The organism is Pseudomonas sp. BCA17, assembly GCF_004519405.1.
In the GTDB taxonomy this organism is placed as follows: domain Bacteria; phylum Pseudomonadota; class Gammaproteobacteria; order Pseudomonadales; family Pseudomonadaceae; genus Aquipseudomonas.
Genome location: NZ_SGWI01000003.1, coordinates 665,324 through 682,867 on the forward strand (window position 1 = coordinate 665,324; position 17,544 = coordinate 682,867).

Annotated in this window: 16 protein-coding genes; 8 read left to right on the top strand and 8 right to left on the bottom strand. The window is 61.1% G+C overall.

Features of this window, described 5'->3' with window-relative positions; translation table 11 throughout:
• Positions 1-49: 49 nt before the first annotated feature.
• Both EXW71_RS15605 and EXW71_RS15610 read right to left on the bottom strand, forming a co-directional pair.
• A complete protein-coding gene (locus tag EXW71_RS15605) occupies positions 50-757 on the bottom strand; it encodes a PolC-type DNA polymerase III (protein WP_134659047.1) in 708 nt (235 codons plus the stop codon).
• Complete coding sequence (locus EXW71_RS15610; protein ID WP_134659045.1) at positions 754-2,676, bottom strand: putative nucleotidyltransferase substrate binding domain-containing protein; 1,923 nt, start codon at positions 2,674-2,676, stop codon at positions 754-756. The genes EXW71_RS15605 and EXW71_RS15610 overlap by 4 nt, the downstream gene beginning before the upstream one ends.
• 244 nt (positions 2,677-2,920) lie before the next feature.
• Here EXW71_RS15610 and EXW71_RS15615 point away from each other — a divergent pair, with 244 nt between their 5' ends.
• Together EXW71_RS15615 and EXW71_RS15620 are read left to right on the top strand one after the other, a co-directional pair.
• The gene (locus EXW71_RS15615) at positions 2,921-3,367 is read left to right on the top strand and encodes a response regulator (protein WP_134659043.1); all 447 of its coding nucleotides are present in this window, start codon (positions 2,921-2,923) and stop codon (positions 3,365-3,367) included.
• Between the two features lie 129 nt (positions 3,368-3,496).
• The gene (locus EXW71_RS15620; RefSeq protein WP_134659041.1) at positions 3,497-3,925 is read left to right on the top strand and encodes a hypothetical protein; all 429 of its coding nucleotides are present in this window, start codon (positions 3,497-3,499) and stop codon (positions 3,923-3,925) included.
• 62 nt (positions 3,926-3,987) lie between these two features.
• Here the strand turns inward: EXW71_RS15620 and EXW71_RS15625 are convergent, their stop codons facing one another.
• Positions 3,988-6,165, bottom strand: a complete 2,178-nt coding sequence (locus EXW71_RS15625) for a malate synthase G (protein WP_134659039.1) — start codon at positions 6,163-6,165, stop codon at positions 3,988-3,990.
• A gap of 267 nt (positions 6,166-6,432) precedes the next feature.
• Between EXW71_RS15625 and EXW71_RS15630 the strand changes: the two genes are divergently transcribed.
• Positions 6,433-6,945 (top strand): glycine cleavage system protein R, encoded by a 513-nt coding sequence (locus EXW71_RS15630; protein WP_134659037.1) that lies wholly within the window; start codon positions 6,433-6,435, stop codon positions 6,943-6,945.
• Positions 6,946-7,168: 223 nt separating this feature from the next.
• Here the strand turns inward: EXW71_RS15630 and rarD are convergent, their stop codons facing one another.
• From rarD to EXW71_RS15655, 5 genes are all read right to left on the bottom strand, one after another.
• The gene (rarD, locus tag EXW71_RS15635; protein ID WP_134659035.1) at positions 7,169-8,053 is read right to left on the bottom strand and encodes an EamA family transporter RarD; all 885 of its coding nucleotides are present in this window, start codon (positions 8,051-8,053) and stop codon (positions 7,169-7,171) included.
• Positions 8,054-8,162: 109 nt separating this feature from the next.
• Positions 8,163-9,137, bottom strand: coding sequence for a serine/threonine protein kinase (locus EXW71_RS15640; protein WP_123717284.1), 975 nt, complete (start codon positions 9,135-9,137; stop codon positions 8,163-8,165).
• A 141-nt stretch (positions 9,138-9,278) separates the two neighbouring features.
• Complete coding sequence (locus EXW71_RS15645; RefSeq protein ID WP_134659033.1) at positions 9,279-11,177, bottom strand: PhoX family phosphatase; 1,899 nt, start codon at positions 11,175-11,177, stop codon at positions 9,279-9,281.
• Between the two features lie 81 nt (positions 11,178-11,258).
• The gene (locus tag EXW71_RS15650) at positions 11,259-12,023 is read right to left on the bottom strand and encodes a TOBE domain-containing protein (protein ID WP_134659031.1); all 765 of its coding nucleotides are present in this window, start codon (positions 12,021-12,023) and stop codon (positions 11,259-11,261) included.
• 57 nt (positions 12,024-12,080) lie between these two features.
• The gene (locus EXW71_RS15655) at positions 12,081-12,818 is read right to left on the bottom strand and encodes a ComF family protein (protein WP_134659029.1); all 738 of its coding nucleotides are present in this window, start codon (positions 12,816-12,818) and stop codon (positions 12,081-12,083) included.
• Between the two features lie 92 nt (positions 12,819-12,910).
• Here EXW71_RS15655 and bioB point away from each other — a divergent pair, with 92 nt between their 5' ends.
• The 5 genes from bioB (at position 12,911) to bioD (ending at position 17,469) form a co-directional block, all read left to right on the top strand.
• The gene (bioB, locus tag EXW71_RS15660; protein ID WP_123717288.1) at positions 12,911-13,966 is read left to right on the top strand and encodes a biotin synthase BioB; all 1,056 of its coding nucleotides are present in this window, start codon (positions 12,911-12,913) and stop codon (positions 13,964-13,966) included.
• 115 nt (positions 13,967-14,081) lie between these two features.
• Entirely contained in the window at positions 14,082-15,263 is a 1,182-nt protein-coding gene (gene bioF / locus EXW71_RS15665) for an 8-amino-7-oxononanoate synthase (protein ID WP_123717289.1), read from the top strand.
• On the top strand, positions 15,256-15,987 hold the full coding sequence (locus tag EXW71_RS15670) for an alpha/beta fold hydrolase (protein WP_134659027.1): 732 nt from the start codon (positions 15,256-15,258) through the stop codon (positions 15,985-15,987). The genes bioF and EXW71_RS15670 overlap by 8 nt, the downstream gene beginning before the upstream one ends.
• Positions 15,980-16,792, top strand: a complete 813-nt coding sequence (gene bioC, locus EXW71_RS15675; protein ID WP_134659025.1) for a malonyl-ACP O-methyltransferase BioC — start codon at positions 15,980-15,982, stop codon at positions 16,790-16,792. Before EXW71_RS15670 ends, bioC begins: the two co-directional genes overlap by 8 nt.
• Entirely contained in the window at positions 16,789-17,469 is a 681-nt protein-coding gene (gene bioD / locus EXW71_RS15680) for a dethiobiotin synthase (RefSeq protein ID WP_134659023.1), read from the top strand. The genes bioC and bioD overlap by 4 nt, the downstream gene beginning before the upstream one ends.
• The last annotated feature ends 75 nt before the right edge of the window (positions 17,470-17,544 follow it).

The window sequence follows — 17,544 nt, forward strand, 5'->3', positions numbered from 1 at the left end:
GTGTCAGAGACGTCGGGCAGGTGCAATTGGCGTCCGTCGGGCGGTGCTATTAAAACGATGGCGCTTGTTTACGCCGTTTCCATTGGCTCAAGCGTTCTTGCAACTGCTGCGGTGAGTCGATTTGTTGCTGACGTGCGCGGCTGAACAGGATGAGCATCAGTTCCGCCGTGGCCAATGCATCGGCGCTGGCGTGATGGCGCTCGCCCACTTGCAAGTGGAAGTGGTTGATCCAGTCATCGAGCCCGGCTTCGCGAATATTTGCGTCGGGGCACAGCAGCGGGGCAATGTCGGCGACGTCGAGAAACGGATGGGCCAGGCGATAGCCCAGGCTGTCCTTGAGCGCCCGGCACAGCATGTGTTGATCGAAGGGAGCGTGGAAAGCCAGCAGGGGGCTGTCACCGACGAACGCCATAAAGTCCAGCAGCGCGTCGACGGGGTCGCTGCCGGCGGCGATCGCGCTAGGCCCCAGGCCGTGGATCAGCACGCTGGGGCTGAGTTTGGTCGCGGTGCGGTGCAGGGTGCGCTCAAACAGCTGCGAGAAGTTCACCGCGCCGTCCTCGATCACCACGGCGCCGATCGACAGTACCTGGTCACGGTTGAGGTTCAGGCCGCTGGTTTCCAGGTCCACCACCACCCAACGCTGGCTGCGCAGGGGGCCATCGCCCAGTACCACGGCTTTGGGCAGTTGCTCCAGGCGCTGCTGTTGTGCCGCGTCGAGCCCGGGTTTTTTCGGGCGTAGCCAACCCAGCCAGTTCACAGCTGGTACCGCACGGTCAGGCTGCTTTGCAGGCGTTGAGCCTGACGCAGAGATTCACGCAGGATGCGCCGGTCCAGGTGGTTGAGGCTGTCGGGGTCGACGCGGTTGGAGTACGGCAGGTTCTCGCGGGTTTGCAACTGGTGCTGCTGCATGCGGGTTTGCTGGATAAAGTGATACGCCTCTTCATAGGCGGCGCCGTCAAGCGCTTCGATGACGTCCTTGAGCACCAGTTGGCGCAGACGCTCCAGGGTGTTATTGGCGTGAATACCATTGGCCAGGGCCAGCAGGCGCGCGCCATCGACAAAGGGGGTCAGGCCTTGCACCTTGAGATCGAGCGTGGCCTTTTCGCCGCCTTTGCGCGTCAGCACGAACTCTCGGAAACGCCCGACTGGCGGACGCTGACGCAGGGCGTTCTCAGCCAGCATGCGTTGGAACAGACGGTTATCCGCAACCTGATCCAGAATGCCCTGGCGCAGTTGTTCGCAACCGCGCTCATCGCCCCACACCACCCGCAGGTCGAAATAGATACTCGACCCCAGCAGATTCTCCGGCGTCGCCTCGCGTATGAACGCTGCGAAGCGCCGCGCCCATTCGGCCCGTGACAGGCACAGTTCCGGGTTGCCGGCCATGATATTGCCCTTGCACAGGCTGAAGCCGCACAACGCCAGGCTCTGGTTGATCTGCTGCGCCAGGGGCAACAACCGCGCCCGGATCGATGCGGCTTCGGCGGCGTCCCTGGCCTCGAACAAAATACCGTTGTCCTGGTCGGTGAACAGTGTCTGTTCACGGCGACCTTCGCTGCCGAAACACAGCCAACTGAACGGCACGCCCGGGTCGCCTTTTTCGGCAAGCGTCAGTTCGATCACCCGGCACACGGTGTGATCGTTGAGCAAGGTAATGATGTGGGTGATTTGGGTAGAAGAGGCGCCGTGGGCCAGCATGCGCTCGACCAACTGGCCGATCTCGCCGCGAATCGCCACCAGGTTTTCCACACGGGGCGCATTGCGGATGGTGCGAGCCAGGTGCACCAGATCGACCCGTTGCAGGGAAAACAGATCACGCTCGGACACCACGCCACACAGGCGCTGGTCTTTGACCAGGCACACATGGGCGATGTGCCGTTCGGTCATGGCGATGGCGGCGTCAAAGGCGCTGTGGTCCGGGCTCAGGAAGAACGGCGCCTGGGTCATATGGCCTTCGATGGCCCGGTTGAAATCGCTCGTGCCGTCGGCCACCACCTGACGCAAGTCGCGCAGGGTGAAAATCCCCAGGGGTGCTTTGTGTTCATCCACGATCACGATGCTGCCCACTTGCTGCTCGTGCATCAGCGTCACCGCCTCGCGCAGCGGCGTGTACGGAGAGCAGGTGACCGGGTGGCGCATAGCCAACTCACCAAGACGGGTGTTCAGCGAATATTGAGTGCCGAGGGTTTCCACGGCTTTTTGCTGGACTTGTTGATTGACCTGATCCAGCAGGCTGCTGACCCCGCGCAGGGAAAAATCGCGAAACGGGCTGGAAAGCGCGAACAGCTTGATAAAGGCCGGCTTGTTCAGTTGCAGGCAGAAGGTGTCTTCGGCGGCCTTGTGTTCGGTGCGGGTGGCCCGTTCACCGAGCAGGGCGGCGAGGGGGAAGCACTCGCCAGTGGTGATTTCGAAGGTGGTTTCGGTGCTGTCCGGTCGCTCGCCCACGACGCGACCCTGCTTGACGATATAAAAGTGTTCAACCGGGCCGCCCGACGGTTTCAGGATGCTGTCGCCGGGCGCATAGAAGCGCAATTGGCATTGTTCAACCAAAAATGCCAGGTGGGCATTTTCCATCTGGTTGAACGGGGGAAAGCGTTGCAGGAATTGCAGGGTGCCGTGGATGTTCTGCAACACGGCGGTTTTTCCCGCCTGCGTGAAAGCATCAGCTTTACTCATAACAGTGACCGCAGTTTTTTGTCGTTATCGTCCTTCATGGTCAACTCCCGTGCCGCGGGTGCCCATTGGACGTAAGTCTAGGTAGCGGCTGAACGATTCATGACTAGGGAAAAACCTTACAAGCTATCGTGCAAAACCCGTAGAACACCCACTAGGCAAACTTTCCGACGAAGTGCACATTGTTCTCCCCTCAGCAGATGTCTGACGAGTGTGCTGGGAGATGATGAGAACTGCTGAGAGATGTATGACCGACCACGATATTCTGAGCGATGCCGAGCGTGAGGCGCTGAGCGCCGTGATGCTGGAACCTGATTTACCGCCACAACGTGTGCTGATTGTTGACGACGACAAAGACGCGCGTGAGTTGCTGGCGGAAATTCTGGGTTTGGACGGTATTCGCTGCTTGACCGCGGAGAGTGGCGAGGCAGCATGGGATTTGCTCAATACCAACAGCTCCATCGGTTTGTTGATCACCGACTTGCGCATGGCGCCTAGCAATGGCCTGGAACTGATCCGCCAGGTGCGCGAATCCTCCCGGGCCGCGTTGCCCATCATCATCATGTCGGGGGACGCTGAAGCCCCCGATGTGATCGATGCCATGCATTTGAGCGTGGTGGACTTCCTGCTCAAGCCGATTGATAGCGTGAAGCTGGCGAAGTTGGTGAAGCGGGAGTTGGGGATGGTGCAGTAATACCGGTTATCGGCTTGATGATCCAACTGTCATTTATGACAGTAGGCGTGCCTGCGTAACTGCTGTTTAGTGGTCTGAGGGGCGGTCATGACGGCCACCTCATTAAACCCATGAACAGGAGTTATTTTTATGAGCAAGACTTATTTTGAAGTGGACGAAGATGCACTTCAGGCGGCTAAAGCCAGGATGGTATCGGGAGACGCCCAGATCTTGGTATTACGTGACAATACCGCGCGTTTCTTTACAACTGGAGAGACGATCGGGTACTTGTCCTGGACCGCTATTCTGGGGGAATGGCCTGAACGCATACAAACCGATTATGGTCACGATGTGCCCGCAGGCTTGCATACCTTTCCCGTCGCCGGGTTCAGACATATCACCTACACGGACCCCGATGGGACGCTTTTTTACGAAGCGACAGCAGGGGAAATCCTGTTGGAGGTCGAGCGTCCATTCGGAACAGAGTTTACGCACAGGGGCATTCTATTGAACGTGCGCTTGGAGTCCGGGGATAAGAAAGTGGCGCTCAATGGTACGTTCAGATGTACTTCAAATTAACCTTTGCCACACAAAGAAGCCCTGTTCTTTCGAGACAGGGCTTCTTTGGTTTTCACGGGTCTTTAAAGCCCGTTTTTAGCCTTGAACTCCCGACGCCGACGGTGCAATACCGGCTCGGTATATCCATTCGGCTGCTTGGTGCCTTCAATCACTAACTCCACCGCTGCCTGGAACGCGATGTTGCTGTCGAAATCCGGCGCCAGTGGGCGGTACAGCGCATCCCCGGCGTTCTGACGGTCCACCACCGGCGCCATGCGCTTGAGGCTTTCCAGCACCTGGGCTTCAGTGACGATGCCATGGCGCAACCAGTTGGCGATGTGCTGGCTGGAGATACGCAGGGTGGCGCGGTCTTCCATCAGGCCCACATCGTTGATGTCCGGCACTTTCGAACAGCCGACGCCCTGGTCGATCCAGCGGACCACATAACCCAGGATGCCCTGGGCGTTGTTGTCCAGCTCGTTGCGGATCTCTTCGTCAGACCAGTCGGTGTTGGTCGCCAGAGGAATGGTCAGGATATCGTCCACCGAAGCGCGCTCGCGCTTGGCCAGTTCGGCCTGACGCGCGAACACATCAACCTTGTGGTAGTGCAGGGCGTGCAGTGCAGCCGCCGTAGGCGACGGCACCCAGGCGGTGTTGGCGCCTGCCAGGGGATGGGCGATTTTCTGTTCGAGCATTGCCGCCATCAGGTCGGGCATGGCCCACATGCCTTTACCGATCTGCGCACGACCTTGCAGGCCGGTGCTCAGGCCGATATCGACGTTCCAGTTTTCATAAGCGCCAATCCATTTTTCCGCCTTCATGGCCGCTTTGCGCACCATCGCGCCGGCTTCCATGGACGTGTGGATTTCATCGCCGGTACGGTCGAGGAAGCCGGTGTTGATGAACACCACGCGCTCGCTGGCCGCCTTGATGCAGGCTTTGAGGTTGACCGTGGTGCGGCGCTCCTCGTCCATGATCCCGACTTTGAGGGTGTTGCGCGGCAGGTTCAGCACCTCTTCGATGCGGCCAAACAGCTCGTTGGTGAACGCGGCTTCTTCCGGGCCGTGCATCTTCGGTTTCACGATGTATACGGAACCGGTGCGGCTGTTCTTGCGGCTGCTGTTGCCGTTGAGGCTGTGGATCGCCGCCAGGCTGGTGATCAGCCCGTCGAGGATGCCTTCCGGTACTTCATTGCCGGCGTTGTCGAGAATCGCGTCGATGGTCATCAGGTGGCCGACGTTGCGCACGAACAGCAGCGAACGGCCGTGCAGGGTTACGTCCTGGCCATTTACACCGGTATAAACGCGGTCAGCGTTCATGGTACGGGTGAAGGTCTTGCCGCCCTTGGCCACTTCTTCTGCCAGATCGCCCTTCATCAGGCCGAGCCAGTTGCGGTAGATCACCACTTTGTCATCGGCATCGACGGCGGCGACGGAGTCTTCGCAGTCCATGATGGTGGTCAGCGCCGCTTCCATCAGCACGTCTTTGACGCCGGCGGCGTCGGTCTGGCCGACTGGCGTGCTGGCGTCGATCTGGATCTCGAAGTGCAGGCCGTTATGCTTGAGCAGCACGGCAATCGGCTGGGCGCTGTCGCCCTGGAAGCCGATCAGTTGCGAGTCGTCGCGCAGGCCGCTGTTGCTGCCGCCCTTGAGGCTGACGATCAGCTTGCCATCGACGATCTTGTAGCCGGTGGAGTCGACGTGGCTGCCCGCCGAGAGCGGTGCGGCTTCGTCGAGGAAGGCACGGGCGAAGGCAATCACCTTGTCGCCCCGTACTTTGTTGTAGCCCTGGCCCTTCTCGGCGCCATTGGCTTCGCTGATGGCGTCGGTGCCATACAGCGCGTCATACAGCGAGCCCCAACGCGCATTGGAGGCGTTGAGGGCAAAGCGGGCGTTCATCACCGGCACGACCAGCTGTGGGCCGGCCATGCGCGCGATTTCGTCATCGACGTTTTGGGTCGTGGCCTGGAAATCTGCGGCTTCTGGCAGCAGGTATCCGATGTCTTGCAGGAAGGCTTTGTAAGCCACCGGGTCGTGGGCCTGGCCGGCATGGGTCTGGTGCCAGGTATCGATCCGCGCTTGGAAATCGTCGCGTTTGGCGAGTAGGGCTTTGTTCTTCGGTGCCAGGTCATGGATAACCTTGTCGGCGCCGGCCCAGAACTGGTCGGCAGTGATGCCGGTACCGGGAATGGCTTCGTTGTTCACGAAGTCGAACAGGACTTTGGCGACCTGCAGGCCACCGACTTGAACGTGTTCAGTCATTGCTTGCCTCACTCTGCGGAGCTTATGCGCTTTTTCAGATTTTCATTATGTAGTGCACGGGTTTGCATACTACATGATGACTTGCGGTTGTGAAAATTAGACTAAATACGTCGTTTAGCGACCCACTTTGGTCGTACGGTCACAGCGGAGAATGAGATGTTCTCAAAAAACTATTGGATTGTTCCAGATAAATATAAAAATGGTACACGATTTGTTTTCGAGGGCGCCTGCGTCCACCTTGTAGGTTGAATTCCAGAGGGCTTCGCCATGGACCATCTTGTACTCACAATTATCGCCGCCGACAAACCCGGCGTCGTTGAACGCATCGCGCATAACATCGCCACCCACGGTGGCAGCTGGCAGGAAAGCCGAATGGCGCATATGGCCGGGCAATTCGCCGGCATCCTGCGGGTCAGTGTGCCTGCTGAGAATCGTCAGAACCTGGTGAATGCGCTGGACGACTTATCCACACACGGCATTCGCGTGCTGGTGGGGGAGGGCAGCAGCGGGCAGGCCTCTACATCCAAGTCGATCGTGATGACGTTGGTGGGTAATGATCGCTCGGGCATTGTGCGCGAGATCACGGCGTTGTTGAGTAAGCAGGGGGTGAACCTGGAGAGCCTGAGCACGGATGTACGCCCGGCCCCCATGAGCGGCGACCCATTGTTCACTGCCGAGGCGTTATTGCAGGTGCCGACGACATTGTCCCTGGACACGTTGCAGGAGTCGTTGGAAACCTTGGCGGATGACTTGATGGTGGAACTGCACAACGAGGAATGATCCACCCACAAGGTTATGCATGGAAATCTTGCATGGGCCTGTGGATAACCTGTAGAGACTCGAGGCCAGGCCGCACTGGCCGGGGCTCTCCGCTACTTGAGCAAAAAACGAGCAGTTTCAAAGGCTTGTGCACAAATGGCGGGGATCAGGTTGTGGATAACCTTGGGGTGGATGCCTGCAAGCCACGTGCACTGTGGCTTGCAGAGGTTTGTACGTTATTTGATCAGCGTTTGCGCACGCTCATCCAGGCATCCAGGCTGTACACCACCAGCCCCGCCCAGATAAAGGCGAAGGCAATCAGGGTGCTGGGTGCCAGGTGTTCGCCGAACAGCAGCACGGCTTCCAGCAGCACCAGTGTGGGTGCCACGTACTGTAAAAAGCCCAGTGCGGTGTAGGGCAAATGCCTTGCGGCAGCGTTGAAACATACCAGCGGGATCAGCGTCACCGGGCCGGCGGCTACCAGCCACCAGGCTTCGGAAGTGCCCCAGAACTCAAGCTGAGCACTGTGGGCCGAAGGGTTGAACAGCAGCCATGCGATGGCGATCGGCACCAGCATCCACGTCTCCACCACCAGCCCGGGCAGCGCTTTGACAGGTGCCTGTTTGCGGATCAGCCCGTAGAAGCCAAAGGTCAGCGCCAGCGCCAACGACACCCACGGCAAACTGCCCACCTGCCATACCTGTTGCGCCACTCCCGCCGCCGCCAGCCCGACGGCGACCCATTGCAGGCGGCGCAGGCGCTCGCCGAGGATCAGCATGCCCAACAGTACATTCACCAGCGGGTTGATGTAGTAACCCAGGCTCGCTTCCAGCATGCGCCCGCTGTTCACCGACCACACATAGGTCAGCCAGTTGGCTGCAATCAATGAACCACTGAGTGCCAGGATGGCCAGGCGTTTGGGATTGTCACGCAGCTCGCGGAACCAGCCCGGGTGTTTCCACACCATCAACAGCAAGCCGCCGAACAGCGCCGACCACAACACGCGGTGCACGATGATTTCGGCGGCGGGTACGCTGGCGATGGCTTTGAAGTAGAGCGGAAACAGACCCCAGATGACATAGGCGCTCAGGCCCAGGATGTACCCCTTGCGGGGGTTGGCGGCTTGCATTGCAAAATCCTTGCTTAGGCAACTGACAAAGGCGTGATTGTAAGGATATTTGTCAGTTGATGGGATTGGCCTTGCTTCATGTGGGGGGCTTGCCCCTCCCATAAAGTGGTCAGAACAGCTTCAAGGGTTCTTCGTTGAGGGCGGCCAGTTGCTCGCGCAACGCCAGCACCTGATCGCCCCAATACCGTTCGTTGCCAAACCAGGGGAAGCTGCGGGGGAACGCCGGGTCATCCCAGCGTCGCGCGAGCCAGGCGCTGTAATGCATCAGGCGCAGGGCGCGCAGGGGTTCGATCAGGGCCAGTTCCCGTGGGTCGAAGTCGTGGAATTCCTGGTAGCCGTCCATCAGTTCCGACAGCTGGCCCAGGCATTCATGGCGATCGCCGGCGAGCATCATCCACAGGTCTTGCACCGCCGGGCCCATGCGACAGTCATCCAGGTCGACGATGTGGAACATCTCATCGCGGCACATCATGTTGCCGGGGTGGCAATCGCCGTGCATGCGGATGTTCGTGTGCGGTGTGGCCTTGTACACCTCTTCCACACGCTTGAGCAGGTCGCGGGCCACGGACTCGTAGGCCGGCAGCAGGCTTTTGGGAATGAAATTGCCTTCAAGCAGGGTGTTGAGGGAGTCCTGGCCGAAGTTCTTCACCCCTAGCGCCTCACGGTGTTCGAACGGACGAGTGGCACCCACCGCGTGCAAACGGCCGAGCAGTTGCCCAAGGCGATAAAGCTGGTCGAGATTGCCTGGCTCCGGCGCCCGGCCGCCACGACGAGGGAACAGCGTGAAGCGGAAGCCCTGGTGTTCGAACAGGCTTTCGCCGTTGTGGATCAGCGGGGCTACCACCGGCACTTCGCACTCGGCCAGTTCGAAGGTGAAGCGGTGTTCTTCGAGAATCGCTTCGTTGGTCCAGCGCTGTGGTCGGTAGAACTTGGCGATCAGCGGCTCGGAGCCTTCGATACCCACCTGGTAGACGCGGTTTTCGTAGCTGTTGAGTGCCATTACGCGAGCGTCGCTGAGGAAACCGATGCTTTCGACGGCGTCAAGAACCAAGTCAGGGGTGAGTGTTTCAAACGGATGGGCCATGCGAACTCCTGCGCGCAGCAGGGCGCCGCGTCCGGCCGGGTATGGTAACGCACCAGGCTTGAGATAGGGGCGCCTGTGCTATCGCTATCGGGAACAAGCCCTTTCCCACAGTTGGAGGGGGCTTGTTCCGATGGCATTTTATCAGGCGCCGATGATGCCGCCGTCATCCCGTCGAATTGCCATCACCGAAGACCTTGGCTTGCCATTCGGCAAGTGTTCCGGCCAGGTCGAACCGCCGGTTTCGCCCGGGTGCTGGATGCCCACAAACAGCGTCTTCTGGTCTGGCGAGAAGCTGATCCCCGTCACTTCACACGCTACCGGCCCGACCATGAAACGGCGGATTTCTCCGGTGGCCGGATCGGCACACAGCATCTGGTTATTACCCATTCCCGCGAAGTCGCCCGCGTTGCTGTAGTCGCCATCGGTCAGGATCCACAGGCGGCCGGCCTTGTCGAAGCCCAGGCCGTCAGGGCTGTTGAACATGTTTTGCGGGTTGATGTTGGAGGAGCCGCCTTTTGGCGTACCGGCGTGTACGCCCGGGTTGCCGGCGACCACAAACAGGTCCCAGGTGAATTCGCTGGCGCCGTGGTTATCCTTATCGGCTTTCCAGCGCAGGATCTGGCCGTAGACGTTTTTCTCCCGTGGGTTGGGGCCGCCCACCGGCTGGCCGTCTTCACCACGCTTGGCATTGTTGGTGAGCGTGCAATAGACCTGGCCGTCGGTGGGGCTGACCACGATCCACTCCGGGCGGTCCATGCGGGTCGCTTTCACCACACTGGCGGCCAGGCGTGCATGGATCAGTACCTCGGCCTGGCTGGCGAAACCGCTGCCGGCATCAATACCGTTTTTGCCATGGGTCAGCTCGACCCATTGGCCCTTGCCCTTGGGGTGGTCGGCGTTGCCATCGCCCGCGTCGAAGATCGCCACATACAAAGTGCCGTGGTCGAGCAGGTTTTTGTTGGCCTTGGAGTTGTGGTGGTTGATCGGGTCACGGCTGACGAATTTATAAATGAACTCGCCGCGCTCATCGTCGCCCATGTACACCACCGCGCGGCCGTCGCGGGTTTCCGCCAGCGCCGCGTTCTCGTGTTTGAAGCGGCCCAGGGCAGTGCGCTTGACGGGAGTGGATTGCGGGTCGAACGGGTCGATTTCCACCACCCAGCCGTGACGGTTGAGCTCATTGGGGTTCTTGGCCATGTCGAAGCGCGGGTCATGCTGATGCCAGTTGATGTCTCTGCTGGCCGCTGTCACGCCATAGCGCTTTTGCCCGGCATCGAAGTTTTGTTGTGGGTTGCTGCTGCCGAAGCAGTCGGTGAAGTTCTCTTCGCACGTCAGGTAAGTGCCCCACGGTGTCTTGCCGTTGGCGCAGTTCTGGAAGGTGCCGAGGGCTTTTTTACCGGACTTGTCGGCACTGGTTTTCAGCCAGGCATGACCCGCCGCCGGGCCGCTCAGGCGAATGGGCGAGTTGCCGTGGATGCGCCGGTTATAGCGCGAGTCCTGGACGAACTGCCAGGTGCCGCCTTTGCGCTGCACTTCGATGACCGACACACCTTCGCTGGCCTGGGCCTTGCGCACATCTTCGGCCGATTGCGGCGCGCCACCATGGGCGTAGAGGTAGCGATAGTTGGTGTACTCGTTGTTGATCGCCAGGAGCGCGCGGTTGTTGTCGCCGGGAAAGGCGAACAGGCTCATGCCATCATTGTTGTCACCGAACTGTTGCTCCTGGGCTTTGGCTGTACCGTTGCCGGACGGATCGAAAGCCGGGGCGTTCTTGTGCAACGGCTGGCCCCAGCTGATCAGCACCGAAGCGCTGTAGCCCGGCGGCAAGGTGATGGCATCGCTGCTGGCGGCGGCGATGCCGGTAAACCCCAGCAGCGGGCTGGCCGTGGTGGCGTTGACGGCCAGGGCGCTGCGGCTGAGCAGGTTGCCGCCCAGGAACATCGCGGCACCGCAGAGGGCACCGGCACCGATGAAGCGGCGGCGGGTGAGGCCGACCATCTGTTCCAGGTCGGTGGCTTGGTTTTCTTCTAATAGGCTCATTTCAGGCTCCCTCTGCGGTTTTTGCAGACACCTTAAGGAGCCCTCGTGACGAATTTGTTGCAGTTTGAAGGCGCGGGCGCGTTATACCGGCGTGCCGAGCAGTACATTGTTCGGGGCGAATTGCACCTGGATCGGCTGGCGCTCGCCGGCGCCCAACGCTTTGAGCGCGGCGGGCTGCGCCAGCGCGCACAACACAAGGCCGTTAGACAAGGTGATGCGCACTTCGCTGGGGCCGTCATCGGCGTCGAGAATCGTGTCGATAATGCCGCTCATACAATTGTGTCCAGGTGTTGCAGCTTGCCCGACAGCGAGCACTTCCAGCCAACCGGCCTTGATCAACGCGACCACTTCCACACCTACCTCAAGTTCCAGCCGTAGCGTGCTGTCGTGAGTGATTTGCGCGTCGAGATTCAAGCCCCCGGCCAGTTGCAGGCGAATTGAGTCGTTGCGGCCATGCTGTTCAATGGCGATCACCTGGCCATGCAGCTGGTTACGTGCACTGGTGCGCAACATCAAGCGCCCCAGCAGGTTGAAGTCGCTGGCATCTTCATCGGAGCCGAGCACTTCGGCCTGCAGCACCTGCAAGCGTTGGTAGAGGCGCAATACGCGTTCACCTTCGGCCGTCAACCTGGCACCCCCGCCGCCTTTGCCGCCGACGTTGCGTTCCACCAGCGGCTTTTGCGCCAGGTTGTTCAGTTCATCGATGGCGTCCCAGGCAGCCTTGTAGCTCAAGCCGGCGCTCTTGGCTGCACGGGTGATTGAGCCTTGCTCGGCGATATGCGCCAGCAAGGCAATGCGCTGGGGGCGGCGGACGATGTGTTGGCTGAGCAGGGTGGGTAGGGACATGGGCACACGCTTCGATGGAATGAGCGGACGTTGCCGCCGCGGCGCTTGGGAGTCAAGTTACGTACCCGGCCTGGGCGTGCGGGCCAGGCAATACACGTCGACCTGGCGTGCACCGGCGTCCATCAACAATTGTGCGAGGCTGTCAGCGGTAGCGCCGGTCGTCAGTACGTCGTCCACCAGCGCAAAGTGCCGGCCTTGCACCTGGGCGCCAGCGGCCAAGGTAAAGGCGCGAAACAGGTTGCGCTTGCGGGCCTTGGCATCGAGTGCTTGTTGCGCCACGGTTTCATGGGGGCGCAATAACAGGTGTTCGTCACAGGCAAGGTCGAGGGCGTCACTGAGCCAGCGCGCCAGCATCAACGCCTGGTTGAAGCCGCGCTCGCGCAAGCGGTTCCGTGCCAGCGGCACCGGCAGCAGGCAGTCGGGGCGGGTCAGTTCAGCGTTGTCGAAACGATGCTGCAGGTGGTGTCCCAGCAGGCGCGCGAGCATATGACCCAGTGGCCATCGTGATTGATGCTTGAAGCGACTGATCAAAGTGTCGACCGGAAAGCCATAAGTCCAGGGCGCAACCACCTGTTTAAACGCGGGCGGATGTTTCTGGCACTGTCCGCAGACCAGGCCCTCCATCGGCAGTGGCAGCGCGCACACGTTGCACTGCTCCATCAACCATGGCAGCTCGATTTCGCAGACGTTGCACACACAATCCCTTGATTCGGTAGCCTCATCGCAGATTAAACAGTTGTGTATGTTTTTTGACCAGATGTAAACCTTGTGTTTGCGGTCCGGTTGACAGTGCATGATTCTTCCTTAAATATGCCGAGCATCCGTGTCGTGCCTGTGGGTATTGCCCTTCCCACAGCGCTTGCCAAAGCATAATCAAGGAATCGCCCATGAGCGCCAGCACCTCTGCCACCCTGCGTCACGATTGGTCTTTAGCCGAAGTCAAAGCACTGTTCGTGCAGCCGTTCAATGACCTGTTGTTCCAGGCGCAGACCGTGCACCGTGCGCATTTCGATGCCAACCGCGTGCAGGTGTCGACCCTGCTGTCGATCAAGACCGGCGCCTGCCCGGAAGATTGTAAATATTGTCCGCAGTCGGGCCACTACAACACTGGCCTGGAAAAAGAAAAACTGATGGAGGTGCAAAAGGTCCTCGAAGAAGCCGCCCGCGCCAAGGCCATCGGTTCGACTCGCTTCTGCATGGGCGCCGCCTGGAAGCACCCGTCGGCCAAAGACATGCCCTACGTGCTGCAGATGGTCAAAGGCGTGAAGGCCATGGGCCTGGAAACCTGCATGACCCTCGGCCGTCTCGACCAGGACCAGACTCAAGCCCTGGCTCAGGCAGGCCTCGACTACTACAACCACAACCTCGATACATCGCCGGAGTTCTACGGCTCGATCATCACCACCCGCACCTATAGCGAACGCCTGCAAACCCTGGCCTATGTGCGTGATTCCGGGATGAAGATCTGCTCGGGCGGAATCCTCGGCATGGGGGAGTCCCTTGATGACCGTGCCAACCTGTTGATCCAACTGGCCAACCTGCCGGAGCATCCGGAGTCGGTGCCGATCAACATGCTGGTAAAGGTGGCCGGTACGCCGTTGGAAAACGCCGAAGACATCGACCCGTTCGACTTCATCCGCATGCTCGCGGTGGCACGCATCCTGATGCCGCAGTCGCATGTGCGGCTGTCGGCCGGTCGTGAGGCGATGAACGAGCAGATGCAGGCCCTGGCGTTTTTCGCCGGCGCCAACTCGATCTTCTACGGCGACAAGCTGCTGACCACCGCCAACCCGCAGGCCGACAAGGACATGCAACTGTTCTCGCGCCTGGGCATCCTGCCGGAAGCCCGCGAAGAGCACGCTGATGAAGTGCATCAGGCGGCGATCGAGCAGGCGTTGGTGGAGCAAAAGAGCAGCGAGCAGTTCTATAACGCCGCCGTTTGATTGAAATGCGCTGCTGATGTGGGGAGGGACGGTGCGACGATCATGGGCACGTCGAATCGTCGCGCCGGCCCTTCCACATTTTTGACCGTGTTGAACCTGCCAAGCCGAGGGCTGCATGTCTTTCGATCTCGCTGCGCGCCTCGCGGCTCGCCGTGCCGAACACCTCTACCGTCAACGCCCCCTGCTGGACAGCCCCCAAGGCCCGGACGTGGTGGTCGACGGCCAACCGCTCCTGGCGTTCTGCAATAACGACTACCTGGGCCTGGCCAATCATCCTCAGGTGATCGAAGCCTGGCGCGCCGGAGCGTCCCGTTGGGGCGTGGGCGGCGGCGCTTCGCACTTGGTGGTTGGCCACGCGACACCTCACCATGAACTGGAAGAAGCCCTGGCCGACCTCACCGGTCGCCCGCGTGCCTTGCTCTTCACCACCGGCTACATGGCCAACCTCGGTGCGGTCACGGGGCTGGTGGGACAAGGTGATACGGTATTGGAGGACCGCCTCAACCACGCTTCGCTGCTGGACGCCGGCTTGCTCAGCGGTGCGCGCTTCAACCGTTACCTGCACAACGACGCCGACAGCCTTGCCAAGCGCCTGGAGAAGGCGACCGGCAATACGCTGGTGGTCACCGACGGCGTGTTCAGCATGGACGGTGACCTGGCGGACCTGCCCGCGCTGGCCCGCGCTACCAAAGCCAAAGGCGCCTGGTTGATGGTGGATGACGCCCATGGCTTCGGCCCGTTGGGCGCGCACGGCGGCGGGATCGTCGAGCATTTTGGCCTGAGCCAGGAAGACGTGCCGGTACTGGTCGGCACCCTGGGTAAAGCATTCGGCACGGCCGGCGCATTCGTGGCGGGCAGTGACGCGCTGATCGAAAGCCTGATTCAATTCGCCCGGCCCTATATCTACACCACCAGCCAACCGCCGGCGCTGGCCTGTGCCACCCTGAAAAGCCTCGAGCTGCTGCGCACCGAACACTGGCGACGCGAGCACCTCAATGCCTTGATCCGCCAGTTCCGCCAGGGCGCCGAGCAGATCGGCCTGGCGTTGATGGACAGCTTCACGCCGATCCAGCCGATCCTGATCGGCGACAGCGCCAAGGCCATGCGCCTGTCCCAGATGTTGCGCGAACGAGGTTTGATGGTCACCGCGATCCGCCCACCCACTGTGCCGGCCGGCAGTGCGCGTTTACGCGTAACGTTGACGGCAGCTCACAGCGAGGCTCAGGTGCAGCTATTGTTAAATGCGTTGGAAGAGTGTTTCCGCTTGTTAGGCGCCACGGAGCCCGACCATGCGTGACCGACTGATATTGCTGCCCGGTTGGGGCCTCGGCGTGTCACCGCTGGAGCCTTTGGCTGCCGCCTTGCAAGGCCTTGACGAGCACTTGCAGGTGCAGGTCGAGCCGTTGCCGGCACTCGAATCCAGCGACCTCGATGACTGGCTCGACGAACTTGACGCCACGCTGCCGGACAACGCCTGGCTGGGCGGCTGGTCCCTGGGCGGCATGCTGGCGTCCGAGCTGGCGGCGCGGCGCGGTGAGCGCTGCTGCGGTTTGCTGACGTTGGCGAGCAACCCGTGTTTTGTTGCCCATGACGGCTGGCCAAGCGCGATGCCTGCCGAAACCTTCGATGCGTTTCTCGCCGGTTGCCATGCCGACTCCCAAGTCACCCTCAAACGCTTCGGCCTGTTATGTGCCAAGGGCGCCGAAGACCCGCGCGGGTTGTCGCGTCTGTTGCTCGGTGGCGCGCCGCATACGCCGTCCGGCGTGTTGATGCCCGGGCTTGAACTGCTCGCCCAACTCGACACCCGCGCCGCGTTGCAGGCCTATCGTGGGCCGCAGTTACATTTGTTTGCCGGCCTGGATGGGCTGGTGCCGGCCGAGGCTGCCGGCGATCTGCTGGCCCTGCTGCCCGATGTTGAAATCGGCCTGATTGAACAGGCTGGTCACGCGTTTCTTCTGGAAGACCCTCACGGTATTGCGGGGGCCATCCAGGCTTTTTTGCATGAGTGTGTTGATGACTGATTTGTCCTTGCCTTTACTGCCGGGCGGCTTGCCGGACAAGCGCCAGGTGGCGGCATCTTTTTCCCGTGCCGCCGCCAGTTACGACAGCGTCGCCGAGTTGCAGCGAGCGGTGGGCAACGCATTGCTGGCTCGCCTGCCGTCGGCCTTTACGCCACAACGCTGGCTGGACATGGGGTGCGGCACCGGTTTTTTCAGCCGTGTGTTGGCTGAGCGGTTGCCCGACAGCCAGGGTGTGGCGCTGGATATCGCCGAAGGTATGCTCAATCACGCCAGCCCCTTAGGTGGCGCGAGGTATTTCATTGCCGGTGATGCCGAGCGCTTGCCGCTTAAAGCTGAGAGCCTGGGGCTGATCTATTCCAGCCTGGCGGTGCAGTGGTGTGCGAATTTCGATGGGGTGCTCAGCGAAGCCCGTCGCGTGCTGCAACCGGGTGGCGTGTTGGCGTTCGCGAGCCTGTGCGTCGGCACATTGCATGAGTTGCGCGAAAGCTGGCGCGCGGCGGATGGTCTGGTGCACGTCAACCGTTTCCGTCCCTTCGAGACGTATCAACAGCTCTGCGCCGCCAGCGGTCTGCGCGTCGTCAGCCTGGAGCGCCAACCCCATGTGCTGCATTACCCGGATGTGCGCAGTCTGACCCATGAACTCAAGGCGTTGGGCGCGCATAACCTCAACCCGGGTCGCCCGGGAGGGTTGACGGGCCGCGCGCGGATTGCTGCACTGGTGAACGCTTACGAGCAGTTCCGCCAGGCCCAGGGCCTGCCCGCCACGTATCAAGTGGTGTACGCCGTACTGGAGAAACCTTTATGAGCGCCGCTTACTTCATCACGGGTACCGACACGGATGTGGGCAAAACCACGATCGCCGCGGGCTTGTTGCATGCCGCGCGCCTCGCGGGCAAAAGTACCGCCGCCGGAAAGCCGGTGGCCTCGGGTTGCCAGATCACGCCCAAGGGGCTGCGCAATAGCGACGCCCTGGCGCTGCTGGCTGAATGCTCGTTGCCGTTGACCTATGCCGAGGTCAACCCGGTGGCATTCGAACCGGCCATTGCGCCCCACCTGGCGGCGCGGGAGGCGGGGGTTGCACTGACGGTGCAGTCGCTGTTGAAACCGATGCAACACATACTGGCGCAGCAGGCGGACTTCACCTTGATCGAAGGCGCGGGTGGCTGGCGGGTGCCCTTGGCCGATCAGGCCAACCTGTCGGACTTGGCCATGGCGCTGAAGCTGCCGGTGATCCTGGTGGTGGGTGTGCGCCTGGGCTGCATCAGCCACGCTTTACTCACCGCCGAGGCTATCGCCCGGGATGGTTTGTCGCTGGCGGGATGGGTGGCGAATATCATCGATCCCAAGACCTCCCGTCTGGAAGAAAACCTCGCCACCCTGGCCGAACGCTTGCCGGCACCGTGCCTGGGGCGGGTGCCGAGACTCAAGCAGGCCGGGGCCGATGCGGTCGCCGCGCATCTGGAACTGGACCTGCTTGACTGATTTTGGCTATTGGCAAGGCAATAGGCCATTAGTGTTTTTGACGGGCCTTTTGCCGGAATGTCTGGTTCAATTCAA